This is a genomic window from Alsobacter ponti (assembly GCF_024294805.1).
GTDB classification, from domain to species: Bacteria; Pseudomonadota; Alphaproteobacteria; order Rhizobiales; family Beijerinckiaceae; genus Alsobacter; species Alsobacter ponti.
Map to the genome: position 1 here is coordinate 170,363 of NZ_JANCLU010000003.1, position 12,628 is coordinate 182,990.

Sequence of the window (12,628 nt, forward strand, 5' to 3'; positions counted from 1 at the left end):
CCTTACGACAGGCCGAACTTCAGCAGCTTGATGGCGTCGAAGTCCTGGATGCCGCCGCCGACGCGCTTGGTGGTGTAGAACAGCACGTAGGGCTTGGCGGTGAACGGATCGCGCAGCACGCGCACGCCCAGCCGGTCGACCACCAGATAGCCGCGCCGGAAGTCGCCGCACGCCACCGAGAAGCTGTCGGCGGCGATGTCGGGCATGTCCTCCGCCTCGACGACGGGGAAGTTCATCAGCGTCGCCGGCTGGCCGACAGCCGCCGGCGGCTGCCACAGATACTCGCCCGTGCTCGACTTGAACTTGCGGATCGCCGCCTGCGTCTTGCGGTTCATGACGAAGCTGGCGTTCTGCCGGTAGCCGGCCTTGAGCGCGTAGACGAGGTCGACCAGCATGTCGGACGGGTTGGCGGCGGGGAAGCCGCCGGCGACGCCCGTCGGCACGTAGGCGAGCTTGCCCCAGCTCCACGCCGCCGTCGTCGCCTTCGTCGCGGCGAGGAAGCCCGACGGCTTGTTGACGCCGTCGCCGTTGACGAAGGCCGCGCCCTCCTGCTCGGCGAACACCGTCTCCACCTCCTCGGCGATCCACTGCTCGATGTCGACGGCGGCGTCGTCGAGCAGCGTCTGCGTGGCCGAGGGCATGGCGTAGAGCTCCATGGCCGGGAAGTTCAGCTCCTGGATGGTCTGGCTGCCGGTCACCGGGCGGGCGGCCGCCTCGGCCACCCAGCCGGCGGCGGGGCCGGCGCTGGAATAGGCCTTCTTGAAGGTGGCGGTGGAGATCTCGCGCACCGAGGCGATGGCGCGGATCGGCGACACCGCGCTCATGCGGCGCAGCAGCTCGCGCTCGGCCGGCGGCGGCACCAGGTAGCCGCCGTCGGGGCCCGAGCCGGCCGACAGCGCCTTGGCCTCCAGGCTCTTCAGCCCGGACGCCTCGCCGGCGCGGACATAGAGGTCGAAGGCGGCCTTGTGCTCGGCCAGGCCCGGCGCGTCGTCGCCGCGCGGCTCCGGCGCGCCGAGCGGCGGCCGCGCCGCCTTGATCTGCAGCCGGTCCAGCCGCGACTTGGCCTCGTCGAGCGCGCGGTCGATGCGCTCGAGCCGGTCGACCGTCAGCGGATCGGCGGTGAGCCGCGTCTCGATCTCGGAGAGGCGCGCGTCATTGGCGTCGCGGAAGGCCGCGAAGGCGCGGTTGAACTCCTCGAACGCGCCGGCGACGTCGCCGGCCTTGGTCTCGGGGGAAGCGGGAAGCGGGGTCATGTCGTGTCTCCGGTTGCGAGGTCAGGGACGCAGCGCGCTCGCCGCGCGGCGCAGGGCGGCGGCAAGGGCCGCGTCGGGGTCGCTCTTGACGGCGGCGACGCGCGCCTGCGGCAGGAGCGGGAAGGTGACGAGCGAGATTTCCCACAGGTCGACCCGCGTCAGCCGGCGCACGCCGCTGCGCGGATCGGCGCGCGCGGTCTCGGTCTTGAAGCCGATCGACAGGCCGTCGAGCGCGCCCTGGCGCATCAGCGCCAGCAGCTCGCGGGCGCGGGCCACGGCGAGGTTCAGCCGGCCGCGCACGAACAGGCCGCGCGCATCCTCGCGGATGACGCTCCACGCGCCGACCGGCTCGTGCGGGTCGTGCTGCCAGAGCATGCGCACGCCGGCGACGCCGCGCTTCGCGAGGCTCTGCGCGAAGGCGCCGGGCATCACCATGTCGCGGCCGAGGTCGACGACGCCGAACAGGCTGGCGTAGCCCTCGAACACGCCCGGCGCGCCCTCGCGCAGGGAGGGTGGCGCGGGGGCCGTCTTGGTCTCGGTCGGCCCGGGCGGCGGCAGCGGCGTCGGGCGCAGGGGCACGGCGGCGCTCATGCCGGCCTCGCGCGCGGCGGGCGGGAGCGTCTTCCGGCGGAGCGCTCCCGCGCCGCGCCGATCAGGCTGACGAAGTCGCGGATCACGGACGAGGCGTCGGGCAGGTCGTCCGTCGCGTCGTGCGTCTCGACGTCCGGCGCGGGCTCGCGGGGACGGCGCAGGCGCGCCTCCCCGTCCCGCGCCCCGGCGGGGCGATGGAGCATGGCAAGTCCTCGGTGCTGAAAAACGGATGCGAAAAAGGCGGCCTCAGCCGCGCCGGTCGGCCCGGCTGTTGAAACGGTGCAGCTCGCGCACGAACTCGTCGAAGCGGCGGTTCGAGGCGGCGAGTTCGCGCAGCAGGCGGTAGGCGAAGGCCGACGCGCCGCTGGCCCACAGCAGCAGCGCGATGTCGGCGAGGTCGCCGCGCCCGATCACGGCCTCGATGAGCGGACTTTCGAGCATGGGGACCTCCGGGCCGGGGGATTGCGGAAGGGGCCGGTCAGGCCCCGGTCGACGCCGCGCCGTAGCCGACGGCCTGGCGCTTTTCGTCGGCGGTGAGGAAGTCGGCCGCCGTGACGCGCCGCCACAGCGCCTCGCGCTCGCCGGCCAGCGCCTCGACGCGGTCGAGGTCCGGCTCCAGGCGCAGGCCTTCGCCGAAGGCGGGCGCGAGCCAGTGCGCCAGGCTCTGCGCGGTGCGCGACACCAGCGGCAGCACCGTCTGCCGCCAGAAGGCGCGGTTCGCCTCGGCGTAGTTGGCGTAGGTGTTGTCGCCCGGCAGGCCGAGCAGCGGCGGCGGCACGCCGAAGGCCAGCGCGATCTCGCGCGCCGCGGCGGCGCGGGCCTCGATGAAGTCCATGTCCTTCGGGCTCATCGACAGCGGCTTCCAGTCGAGCCCGCCTTCCAGCAGCAGCGGCCGGCCGGCGTTGGCCGCGCCCTGGAAGCCGGCCTCCAGCTCCGCCTTGAGCCGCGCGAACTGTTCGTCGCCGAGGTTGCCGCCCTGCCCGCCGGCGTAGATCAGCGCGCCGGAGGGGCGCGCCGCGTTGTCGAGCAGCGCCTTGTTCCACGCGCCGGCGGCGTTGTGGATGTCGAGCGCCATCGCCGCCGATTCCATCGGCGACAGGCCGTAATGGTCGTCGAGCGGGTGGAACAGCGTCAGGTGGAGGATCGGCGACAGGCCCTCGGCCGGCCGGGCGAAGCGCACGGCGCGCCCGCCCACCCCGTATTCCCAGCCCTCCGGCCATCCGTCCGCGCCGGGGATCACCTTCATGCGGTCCGGCCGTAGCGCGTGCAGCTCGCGCGGCGCGCCGTCGACGCACACCGCCTCGACATAGGCGTTGCCGGCGACGAGCAGGTGGCCGTACACGGCCTCCAGCAGCGCCGCGCCGCCCTCGCGCGGGTTGGGCCGGGCCAGGAGATCAAGCGCCGGGTGGCGCGTGGCCTCGCGCTCGCCATCGAAGGCGGAGAGCGGCACGCCGGCGGCCGTCTCGGCCACCATGCGCACGCAGCGATGCACGACGGCGTTGCGCTGGTAGCCCTCGCGCGCCAGCGCGGCGTAGTCGCGCGGCGTCCACGCCGGCCGGCCGCCATGCTGCAGGGCGACATAGGCCGCCACGCGCGACGCCTTGCGCTCCACCGCGTCGGCCGCGCCCGGGCGCGCCCCGCGCCCGAGCAGGCGAGAGAACAACGACATGCCAAATCTCCTCGATGATGATCGGCCAGCTTCCGTTTCGCGCCCCTACAGCCCCCGCACCCTCGGCGTCGCGGAGGGGGTGAGGGCGAGGGCGGTGACGGCCCAGACGAGGGCGTCGAGGCGGTCCGGCGAGCGGCCGGAGGACAGGCCGTAGCCGTCCGGGCCGGGGCCGAAGTCGCACAATTCGTCCTCCAGTTCGCGGAACGCGCCGGCGTGGCGCACGCGGCCCTGCTCGTAGAGGTGGGCGACGGGCTCGGCGCGCAGCGCCTTGCCGCGCGTGGCGCGCACCGCCGTCACCGGCACGGCGGGGTCGGCGGCGCGCAGCACCTCGCGCGCCATGTCGCCGCCCTGGTTGACCTCGACGATCAGCGCGTCGGCCTCCAGCCGCCGCCACAGCGCGATGGCCTTGGCCGCCCACGCGGCGGGGCTGGCCCCGCCGAGCGTCTCGTCGGCCAGCACGTGGACGATCCCCGCCCGGTCGATGCCGGCCGCCACGATGCCGCAGCGGTCGGCCCGGCGCGAGGCGGAGGCCGGCGGGTCCACCGCCACCACGATGCGCGCCAGCGGCGGCGCTGCGTCCTCGCGCGCCAGCTCCAGCCGCTCGCGGCTCCACAGCGCGTCCGGCCTGTCCTCGATCAGCTCGCCGTCCAGCTCCTGCCGGCCGAGCCGCGTGCCGGCGTAGCGCGCCACCACGCCGGCCAGGAAGTTCGGCGCGAGATTGAAGGCGTTGGCCCGCGTGCCGGCGCGGCTGATCGCCGTGAGCGGGTCTTCGATGAGCTTGCGCAGCAGCTTCACGGGCCGCGGCGTCGTCGTCACCACCTGGCGCGGATGCGCGCCGAGCCGAAGGCCGAACTGCAGCATGTCCCAGGTCTCCTGCGCCAGCCGCCATTTGGCGAGTTCGTCGAGCCAGGCGGCGTCGAACTGGGGGCCGCGCAGGCTCTCCGGGTCCTCCGCCGAAAAGGCCTGCGCGATGGCCCCGTTGGGCCAGGCGAGGCGGCGGCGGGAGGGCTCCCACACCGGCCGGTCGGCGCGGGCGTGGACGCTCATCAGCCCCGACACGCCCTCCACCATCACGTCGCGGACGTCGGCGAAGGTCTCGCCCACCAGCGCGATGCGGCCGGCCGGCGCGGCGGCGAAGGGCGGCAGGCCGAGCGCCACGCCGCGTACCCACTCCGCGCCGGTGCGCGTCTTGCCCGCGCCCCGTCCGCCCAGCACCAGCCAGACGGTCCACGGCTCTCCCCCCTGAGCCAGCTCAGGGGGGATCTGGTCTTCGCGCGCCCAGCCGCTCCACAGCGTCAGGAGCGCGTCGATCTCAGCCGGGCGAAGCGTCGCCACCAGCGCCCGCATCTCCCGCGCGCTCGCGCAGCCGCTGAAGACGGCGAGCAAGCTCCTCGCGGAAGCGATCGAGGTCTCTCGGGGGCTCGTCGTCATCGTCCATCCCCTGCGGGCTGTCGTCCGGAACGGCCGGCCGGGCCTTCGCGGCGGCGGCGCGCGACGCGTCCTCCCTGGCTCTCGTCGCCTTGGCGATGTCGGCCGCGCTCAGCTCCCGCACCGTGCGGGCCAGCACGGCCAGCGTGCGGGCCTCGCGCTCGCCCGGCGCGTGGGCCGGGTCGGCGTCCTCGTCGGCGGCTCGCAGCCGCTGCTCGATGGCCGCCACCTGCCGCTCGGCCGCGCGCCACAACCGACCCACCAGGGCGGCGCGGCGCGGCTCGGTGAGCCGCCCGCTGACGGACAGGCTCGGCCGGCGGGGCGGCAGAGGCGCGGGGGCCTCGTCCTCCTCCGGCAGCGCCTTGTTGAGCCAGTAGTAGAACTTGCCGGGGGTGAGGCCGGTCTGCTCCAGGATCAGCGAAACCTTGACCCCGCGCGCATAGAGCGCCCGGGCTTCCACGATGGGTGCGGATTCGAAATCGTGCTTGGTCATTGAAATCAACTCCCCTTGCAAGGCGAGGGAACGCGCCCGCCGAAAACCGGCGACCGCGCTGGCCCCCCGCCGGGCGCAATCGTGGAGAATGACCGAACCCTAGCCCACCAGCGTCACGCTGTCAAGGTGTTTTTTCCTACATTGTGATTTTTTGCTGAGAGATCGAGGCGGTGGGATGGGCGGGCTTTCGCCCGCCCCCCGTACCCGGAACCCCGCAGCGCCAGGGGTCCCACGGCGAGTGCGGGCCTCTGGCCCGCCCGCCCCCGGAGCGGTGGAGCGAAAGCGGAACCGAATCCGGGGCCCAGCGCACGATGTTCGCGCGTCAGCGCGGCATTAGGGAAAAGGCCTATGCAGCGCCGCTTCGCGGCATCATCCATGCGCTGGACCCCGGATTCCCCTCCGCTGACGCTGCGGGGCTCCGGGGACGGGCGGACTGGCGTCCGCTATGTGGTTGCACTCAGAGATTGGGGCGGACTTCGTCCGCAACGACGGGCGAACCGCCGCGCCCCCCCTCACACCACAAAATTCAATCCGCTCACACCCCAAAATCCGCCCTCTTCAACGCTCCGAGCGACACGCCCGCCAGCGTGATGGTGGCATCGCCGGCGCCGACGACCGCGTCGCCTAGCTGGCCTGGTCAAGCTCCGCCCTCACAAATAACGTTTTTAGGATTTACCGGGACAAGCTTCCTATTGTGGATATCGACACGCCAAGCTTGGTAGATCGGGCTTAGCTTCCATGTCAGCGCAGGTCCCTGTTTGTCTTTTCCATAAGCAACGAATAATGATTTTGAGTTCGCCCGATCACGACAATTAAGCGGATAGGAAATCGAGTTTCCTTTCACCATCACCGCATCGACAATGATAGACTTTTCGCCATCTTTAACATTGATCTCTTGATCGGTATCTAACAAAATAACGTTCTCGTTGTCGAATTGCACCAGCGACAATCCAAACGAACAAGACTTATATCCAGACACTTCCAGGCACGAACCGCCTAAAATTTTCACCCCTTCGTCGTGCTCGAGGTCCGATAATTTTTTCCCGATCAGGTGCCTTTTCTCGACTGCAAATGCATTCGTTGGAATGAGTGAATGCGATGTCATGTAAAAAATTGTCAATATCAATATTTTAGAAAATATATTCACTTCTTCACCTCGTATCCTGTAGTTTTTTGATACTTACTGCTTTGAAGTTCTTTGCTATTGCTTGGAATGAAACGATTTCAGGTCTGCAAGTTTGCCGTCAGTTTGCGACTGGAATGGTAACAGCGCCGCCTCTCGTGTCGAGGGACTGGCGGTTGAACGGCCATCCTGCCGAGTTCCTGAACCCGCGGGTTTCCGCGCCTCCCTCACACCACGAAATCCGCCCCCTTCAGCGATGCGAGCGAGACGCCCGCGAGCGTGATGGTGGCATCGCCGGCGGTGACGACGGCGTCGCCGGCGGCGTTTTCGGTCATCGCGGCGAGCACGCCGGCTTCGCCGTAGAGGCCGAGGCCGCGCAGGTCGAGCTTGTCCTGCGCCGCGGCGAAGTCCTCGATCAGGTCGTGGCCCGTGTCGCCGGCCCCGAACAGGAACACGTCGGCGTCGCCGCCGCCCGCCAGCGTGTCGTCGCCCTGCCCTCCGCGCAGCGTGTCCGCGCCGGCGTCGCCCGCCAGCCGGTCGTCGCCGGCCTCGCCGCGCAGCGAGTCCGCGCCCTCGCCGCCGGAGAGCGTGTCGTCGCCGGACTGGCCGGCCAGCAGGTCCGCCCCGTCGCCGCCGAACACCGCGTCGTCGCCGTGCGCGGCGTAGACGGTGTCGTTGCCGGCGTCGCCGAAGATGAGGTCGTCGTCGCCGGCCACGGCGTCGACGAAGGAGGGCCCGCCCTGCAGAAGGTCGTTGCCCTGCCCGCCATAGAGCGTGTCGTGGGAGAGGCCGCCGTTCAGCGTGTCCGCGCCGGGATCGCCGATCAGCTCGTCCGCGCCGTCGTTGCCGCTCAGCAGGTCGTTGCCGCCGCCGCCGATCAGGCGGTCGTTGCCTTCCTGCCCGATCAGGGAGTCGTCGCCCGCCGCGCCGCGCAGCGTGTCGGCGCCAAGGCCGCCCTGGATGGTGTCGCTGTCGGCCCCGCCGTCGACCGTGTCGTCGCCGGCGAGACCGTTCAGCGCGTCGGCCCCCGCACCGCCCCAGATCGTGTCGTTGCCGTCGTCGCCGGCGACCGAATCGTTGCCGTCGCCCGCCTGCACGCGGTCGGCGTCGCCCGAGGCGAACACCGTGTCGTCGCCTGTGCCGCCGTCGACGCTGTCGCGGCCCGCGCCGCTGGCGATGAGGTCGTTCCCCGCCCCGCCGAGCACCGTGTCGTCGCCGTCGCGCGAGGTGGGCATGTCCGCCGCCCCGGTCAGGGTGTCGTTGCCGTCGCCGCCGTCGATGCTGTCGTTGCCGGTGAAGTGGTCGTACTTGTCGGGGGTCTGGTGATCGAGGATGAGATCGTTGCCGGCGCCGCCGAGCAGGGTGTCGTTTCCGTCCGTTCCGTAGACGGTGTCGTCGCCGTCCCCGCCGTCGCTGACGTCGCCGGTATTGAGCGCGCCGGAGATCACGTCGTTGCCCGGCCCGCCGCTGTTGGAGGACGCGCCCGAGAGCGTGTCGTCGCCGCCCTCCCCGTAGAGCACCGGCCCGCCCTCGCGGGCGAAGAGATTGTCGCCGCCCTCGCCGCCGAGAACGGTGTCGCGGCCGAAATTGTCGACGATGACATCGGCCCCGTCGCCGCCATCGAGCAGATCGTCGCCATTGTGGCCGTACTGGTCGTTGCTATAGGCGTCGACGAGGGAGTCGGCGCCGAGGCCACCCAGCAGTGTGTCGTCGCCGGCGCGCGCCTCGATGGTGTCGTCGCCGGCTAAGCCGCTCAGGGAGTCGGACTCCGGGGTGTCCAGCAGCAGGTCGCCGCCATCCGTGCCGTTGATGATCGCCATGGCCCATCCCTCCCTTCAGGCGGACGCGGGGTCCGCGGGACGAGGGCGACAACGGGCGGCGGGGCGGAACGTTCCGGAGAGGGTCAGGGCTTGCGGCCGGCCTTCTTCGGCCAGGCGAGAGGCCAGGGGCGGATGCGGTCGACGACGTCCTCCAGCGCGATCTCGTCTTCGCGGCAATGGACCTTGCCCTTCACCGAGACGCCGGCCTGCTCCACCGTTTCCGGCGTGCCGGAGACCAGCGGGTGCCACCACGGCAGGTCGCGGCCCTCGGCGACCAACCGGTAGCCGCAGGTGGGCGGCAGCCAGGTGAGCGTGCGCACCGCCTCCGGCGTCAGGCCGACGCAGTCCGGCACCACGGTGGTGCGGTTCTCGTAGTCGGCGCAGCGGCAGGTGGCGGCGTCGAACAGCCGGCAGGCGATGTCGGTGGCGTGGATGCGGCCGGTGTCCTCGTCCTCCAGCTTGACGAGGCAGCAGCGGCCGCAGCCGTCGCACAGGCTCTCCCACTGGGCGCGGTCCATGGCTTCGAGCGGGGTGTCGCGCCAGAACGGCCGCGACGCCGGCTCGCGCAGCGCCGCGTCGGCGGGGGGCAGCTTCCCGGCGGCGGTCGCCCGTCTGGTCGTCCTCGTCATCCCGGCTCCACTGTCCCGCCCCGGGGCGGAGTGTTTCACGGCGTCTTGACTAAACGTCAACCCGCCCGGGCGATACGTGCGAACACGCGCTCGCCACGAGGCTTGATCGCGACTAGAATTGGCACTGAATCCTCACGCGCTCCGCCCGCCGGGGCGCACCCTGCAACCCAGCCGCGCAAGGGGGCGATCTTGGACTTCCGCGGCAGGCTCTCGGCCTGGCAGCGCTTCGTGCGCGCCTTCGAGGCCTTCGACTCGTGGACCGCCTTCACGCTCGGCGAGGCCGGGCGGCGGCTCGGCGTGGGCTGGGACCGCTACAGCGCCTTCGCCGACCGCTTCCAGGCGCGCGGCGGCAAGCGCCTGATGGCGGACCTGGCCTGCGAGGGGCTGACGCTGGGCACGGTCGGCCTGCTGTTCATGCTGACGCTCGCCATCCCGGCGTTCCGCGAGGTCGGCGGCGACGACTGGCTGAAGAAGCAGGATCTCGCCGTCGTGTTCCTGGACCGCTACGGCAACGAGGTCGGACGGCGTGGAATTCGACACGATGATTCGATCGCGCTCGACGATTTTCCCGAACATCTGATCAAGGCGGTGCTCGCCACCGAAGATCGCAGGTTTTACGAGCATTTCGGCATCGATTTCATCGGAACTGCGCGCGCGCTGATGGCCAACGCCCGCGCCTCCGGCGTGGTGCAGGGCGGCTCGTCGCTGACCCAGCAGCTCGCCAAGAACCTGTTCCTCACCAACGAGCGCTCCATCGAGCGCAAGGTGAAGGAAGCATTCCTGGCGATCTGGCTGGAATTCCACCTCACCAAGAATGAAATCCTCAAGCTTTACCTCGACCGCGCCTACATGGGCGGCGGTACTTTCGGCGCGTCAGCTGCGGCTGAATTTTACTTCGGCAAGTCGGTCAAGGATATCAACTTGGCGGAAGCGGCGATGTTGGCGGGTTTGTTCAAGGCACCGACCAAATTCGCGCCGCATGTCAACCTGCCCGCCGCCCGCGCCCGCGCCGCCGACGTGCTCGACAACTTGGTCGACGCCGGGTTCATGACCGCCGGCCAAGTCTACGCCGCCCGCCGCAACCCGGCGACGCCAGTCGCGCGCAAGCAGGAGATCAGTCCAGACTACTATCTCGACTGGGCCTTCGCCGAAATGAAGCGCCTCGCCGACGACGGGAAACTTGGGCATGACCGCGTGCTCACGGTGAAGACCGCGCTGGATACTTCCATCCAGAAAGGGGCGGAAGCATCGCTGGAGTCCATCCTGCGCCAGTATGGCGGCTCCTACGACGCCAGCCAGGCGGCGACCGTCGTGATGGACCCGGACGGCGCGGTGCGGGCGATGGTGGGCGGCCGTGACTATGGCGCGAGCCAGTTCAACCGGGCCACCGACGCCCTGCGGCAACCGGGTTCGTCTTTCAAGCCTTTCGTCTATACGACTGCTCTTCTCACGGGCAAGTTCAAGCCGTCGACGATCGTCGTGGACGCGCCGATCTGCATCGGCAACTGGTGCCCGAGCAACTACGCGCATTCTTACTCCGGCTCGATTCCTCTTGCCGTCGCCCTGGCGAAGTCGATCAATACGATCCCGGTGCGGCTCTCCATTGCCATCGGCGACGGAAGTCCCAAGGCCGGGCGCGCCAAGATTGTCGACACCTGCCGCCTGATGGGCCTCACCACCCCGCTCACCGACACCGTCTCCCTGCCCATCGGCGCCGCCGAGGTCACGGTGCTCGACATGACCGCCTCCTATGCCGTCTTCGCCAATGGCGGCAAGCGCGCCGACCCCTACGCCGCCGTCGAGGTCCGCAACTCCCACGGCGACGTCATCTTCACCCGCGAGAAGGATGGCCCGAAGGCGAAAACCATTCTGCCGGAAGGGGTTATCGCCGACATGAACTCCATGCTGGTGAAGGTCGTGGAGGAAGGCACGGGCCGCAAGGCGCTGCTCCCGGGCATCAAGGTGGGCGGCAAGACCGGCACCACGAACGCCTATCGCGACGCCTGGTTCGTCGGCTTCACCGGCAATCTCGTGGCGGGAGTCTGGTTCGGCAACGACGACTACTCCTCGACCAACAAGATGACCGGCGGCTCCCTCCCCGCCATGGCCTGGCACGACATGATGGCCCCCGCCCACCAGGGCATGGAGCTGCGCCCCCTGCCCGGCATCGCGCCGGCCGCGCCCGCCGTCGCCTCCGCCTCGGCCGCCTCCCCCGCCGCGCCGGCCGAGGCCCCGGCGGCCCTGCGGCCGACCGTGCTCAACCGCCGCTCCCTGGAGGCGCTGGGCGGTATCGAGACCCTGCTGCGCAACCTCAACGCCCGCCGCGAGCTCTTGCCCGACGCCGCCTCGCTGGAGACCGGCACGGTCGCCCAGAACGCCCGGACGACGGGCGGAAAGGTCGTGGTTCCGTGAGCGCGGCCGCCCGCCCGGGCGAAGCCGATTTCGCGCTGCGCGAGACCCGGGCCGGCTCCGGCCTCGGCCGCCTCGCCGGCGTCGTCGCCTGCTTCCTCATCGCCGCCGGCACGGGCCTGGGCGCGACCTGGCTGGCGCTCGAGAACAACGCCGGTCTGGACGCCGTGAAGGCGGGGCCGTGGACCGCCTGGCCGCGCAACGGCGCGCCGGACGCCGACCCCTATTCCCGCGCCGTCGTGGCGCGCTCCGGCGAGCTGCCGCTGGGTCTGGGCGAGGGGCTGGCCTTCACGGCGACGCGCGACAGCGCCCGCCGACCGCTGGTGGGGCGCTGCATCTACCGCGTCACCGGGCGCACCCCGCAGACCCGCGCCTGGACGCTGACGGTGAGCGCGCCAGGCGGGCGGCTGATCCCCAACGCGGCGCGCCGCTACGGCTTCACCTCGGAGGAGATCGTCCGCGACGGCTCCGGGCGCTTCACCATCGTGCTGTCGCGCGAGGCGCGCCCGGGGAACTGGCTGCCGGTCGAGACGGAGGGCCGGGTGGAGCTGATGCTCCGGCTCTACGACACGCCCGTCAGCGCCGTCGCGGCCGCGCTCGATCCGGGGTTGCTTCCCACCATCGAACGGGACGGCTGCTCGTGACCATCGGCCGCATCCTCTATGTCACGGCCGCGGGGCTGATCCTGGGCGGCATCGTCCACCTGGGATCGGTGCTCGCCATCCCCGCCGCCGCCTCCCCCAACGCGGACGACCGGCTCGCGGCCTACGCGCCGCGCCACCAGCTGACTATGCTGCCGCGCGCCGAGCCCGGCCCCGGCCTGCCTCACCGCGACCCCGCCGTGGCGCTCGGGGTGTGCCGCTTCGACCTCGCCGCCGGCCCGCTGCGGGTGCGCGCCTCCTCGGTCGACGGCTTCCTGTCGCTCGCGTTTTATACACCGACCGGCAGCGTGTTCTATGCGCTGACGGACCGCAGCGCGGTGCGCGGCGCGCTCGACATCCTGGTCGTGACGCAGGAGCAGCTCGACGAGATCGTCGCTGGCGATCCCGAGGACGAACCGGTCAGCGAGTTGCGGCTGCTGGCCCCCCAGACGGCGGGCTTCGTGACGTTCCGCGCGCTGGCCGGGGAGCCCGATCTCTACCCCGAGGCGGAGGCGCGCATCCGCGCCGCGCGCTGCGCGCCCGAGCCGCTGAGCACGGGCGCGACCCGATAG

General features: G+C 71.1%; 13 protein-coding genes. 3 read left to right on the top strand and 10 right to left on the bottom strand.

The window, feature by feature from the left end:
* Positions 1 to 2: 2 nt before the first annotated feature.
* From NK718_RS04620 to NK718_RS04665, 10 genes are all read right to left on the bottom strand, one after another.
* Positions 3 to 1,253 carry a phage major capsid protein gene (locus NK718_RS04620; RefSeq protein WP_254739108.1) on the bottom strand — a complete coding sequence of 417 codons (1,251 nt, stop codon included), beginning with the start codon at positions 1,251 to 1,253 and terminating at the stop codon, positions 3 to 5.
* 21 nt (positions 1,254 to 1,274) lie between these two features.
* Positions 1,275 to 1,844, bottom strand: coding sequence for an HK97 family phage prohead protease (locus NK718_RS04625; protein ID WP_256515391.1), 570 nt, complete (start codon positions 1,842 to 1,844; stop codon positions 1,275 to 1,277).
* Positions 1,841 to 2,047 carry a hypothetical protein gene (locus tag NK718_RS04630; protein WP_254739110.1) on the bottom strand — a complete coding sequence of 69 codons (207 nt, stop codon included), beginning with the start codon at positions 2,045 to 2,047 and terminating at the stop codon, positions 1,841 to 1,843. Before NK718_RS04630 ends, NK718_RS04625 begins: the two co-directional genes overlap by 4 nt.
* A gap of 43 nt (positions 2,048 to 2,090) precedes the next feature.
* A complete protein-coding gene (locus tag NK718_RS04635; protein ID WP_254739112.1) occupies positions 2,091 to 2,285 on the bottom strand; it encodes a hypothetical protein in 195 nt (64 codons plus the stop codon).
* Positions 2,286 to 2,322: 37 nt separating this feature from the next.
* Positions 2,323 to 3,513 carry a phage portal protein gene (locus tag NK718_RS04640; RefSeq protein WP_254739114.1) on the bottom strand — a complete coding sequence of 397 codons (1,191 nt, stop codon included), beginning with the start codon at positions 3,511 to 3,513 and terminating at the stop codon, positions 2,323 to 2,325.
* 45 nt (positions 3,514 to 3,558) lie between these two features.
* Positions 3,559 to 4,860, bottom strand: a complete 1,302-nt coding sequence (locus NK718_RS04645) for a DNA-packaging protein (RefSeq protein WP_254739309.1) — start codon at positions 4,858 to 4,860, stop codon at positions 3,559 to 3,561.
* Positions 4,826 to 5,434 (bottom strand): hypothetical protein, encoded by a 609-nt coding sequence (locus NK718_RS04650; protein ID WP_254739116.1) that lies wholly within the window; start codon positions 5,432 to 5,434, stop codon positions 4,826 to 4,828. The genes NK718_RS04645 and NK718_RS04650 overlap by 35 nt, the downstream gene beginning before the upstream one ends.
* Before the next feature lie 637 nt (positions 5,435 to 6,071).
* Positions 6,072 to 6,539 (bottom strand): hypothetical protein, encoded by a 468-nt coding sequence (locus NK718_RS04655; protein WP_254739118.1) that lies wholly within the window; start codon positions 6,537 to 6,539, stop codon positions 6,072 to 6,074.
* A 245-nt stretch (positions 6,540 to 6,784) separates the two neighbouring features.
* Positions 6,785 to 8,377: a calcium-binding protein gene (locus tag NK718_RS04660; RefSeq protein WP_254739120.1), complete on the bottom strand. Its 1,593-nt coding sequence runs from the start codon at positions 8,375 to 8,377 to the stop codon at positions 6,785 to 6,787.
* An 83-nt stretch (positions 8,378 to 8,460) separates the two neighbouring features.
* On the bottom strand, positions 8,461 to 8,946 hold the full coding sequence (locus NK718_RS04665) for a YcgN family cysteine cluster protein (protein WP_371877217.1): 486 nt from the start codon (positions 8,944 to 8,946) through the stop codon (positions 8,461 to 8,463).
* A 249-nt stretch (positions 8,947 to 9,195) separates the two neighbouring features.
* On the opposite strand from NK718_RS04665, the gene NK718_RS04670 reads away from it, so the two are divergent.
* Genes NK718_RS04670 through NK718_RS04680 form a run of 3 tightly spaced genes read left to right on the top strand, consistent with a single transcriptional unit; the run spans position 9,196 to position 12,628 of the window.
* Complete coding sequence (locus NK718_RS04670; RefSeq protein WP_254739122.1) at positions 9,196 to 11,418, top strand: transglycosylase domain-containing protein; 2,223 nt, start codon at positions 9,196 to 9,198, stop codon at positions 11,416 to 11,418.
* Positions 11,415 to 12,059: a DUF1214 domain-containing protein gene (locus NK718_RS22135; protein WP_254739124.1), complete on the top strand. Its 645-nt coding sequence runs from the start codon at positions 11,415 to 11,417 to the stop codon at positions 12,057 to 12,059. The genes NK718_RS04670 and NK718_RS22135 overlap by 4 nt, the downstream gene beginning before the upstream one ends.
* Entirely contained in the window at positions 12,056 to 12,628 is a 573-nt protein-coding gene (locus NK718_RS04680) for a DUF1254 domain-containing protein (RefSeq protein WP_254739126.1), read from the top strand. The genes NK718_RS22135 and NK718_RS04680 overlap by 4 nt, the downstream gene beginning before the upstream one ends.

Excerpts from the sequence above, each read along its gene's own strand:
- NK718_RS04620 (WP_254739108.1), bottom strand. The coding sequence starts at position 1,253 with ATGACCCCGCTTCCCGCTTCCCCCGAGACCAAGGCCGGCGACGTCGCC.
- NK718_RS04625 (WP_256515391.1), bottom strand. The coding sequence starts at position 1,844 with ATGAGCGCCGCCGTGCCCCTGCGCCCGACGCCGCTGCCGCCGCCCGGG.
- NK718_RS04655 (WP_254739118.1), bottom strand. The coding sequence starts at position 6,539 with ATGACATCGCATTCACTCATTCCAACGAATGCATTTGCAGTCGAGAAA.
- NK718_RS04650 (WP_254739116.1), bottom strand. The coding sequence starts at position 5,434 with ATGACCAAGCACGATTTCGAATCCGCACCCATCGTGGAAGCCCGGGCG.
- NK718_RS04630 (WP_254739110.1), bottom strand. The coding sequence starts at position 2,047 with ATGCTCCATCGCCCCGCCGGGGCGCGGGACGGGGAGGCGCGCCTGCGC.
- NK718_RS04640 (WP_254739114.1), bottom strand. The coding sequence starts at position 3,513 with ATGTCGTTGTTCTCTCGCCTGCTCGGGCGCGGGGCGCGCCCGGGCGCG.
- NK718_RS04635 (WP_254739112.1), bottom strand. The coding sequence starts at position 2,285 with ATGCTCGAAAGTCCGCTCATCGAGGCCGTGATCGGGCGCGGCGACCTC.
- NK718_RS04645 (WP_254739309.1), bottom strand. The coding sequence starts at position 4,860 with ATGCGGGCGCTGGTGGCGACGCTTCGCCCGGCTGAGATCGACGCGCTC.
- NK718_RS04660 (WP_254739120.1), bottom strand. The coding sequence starts at position 8,377 with ATGGCGATCATCAACGGCACGGATGGCGGCGACCTGCTGCTGGACACC.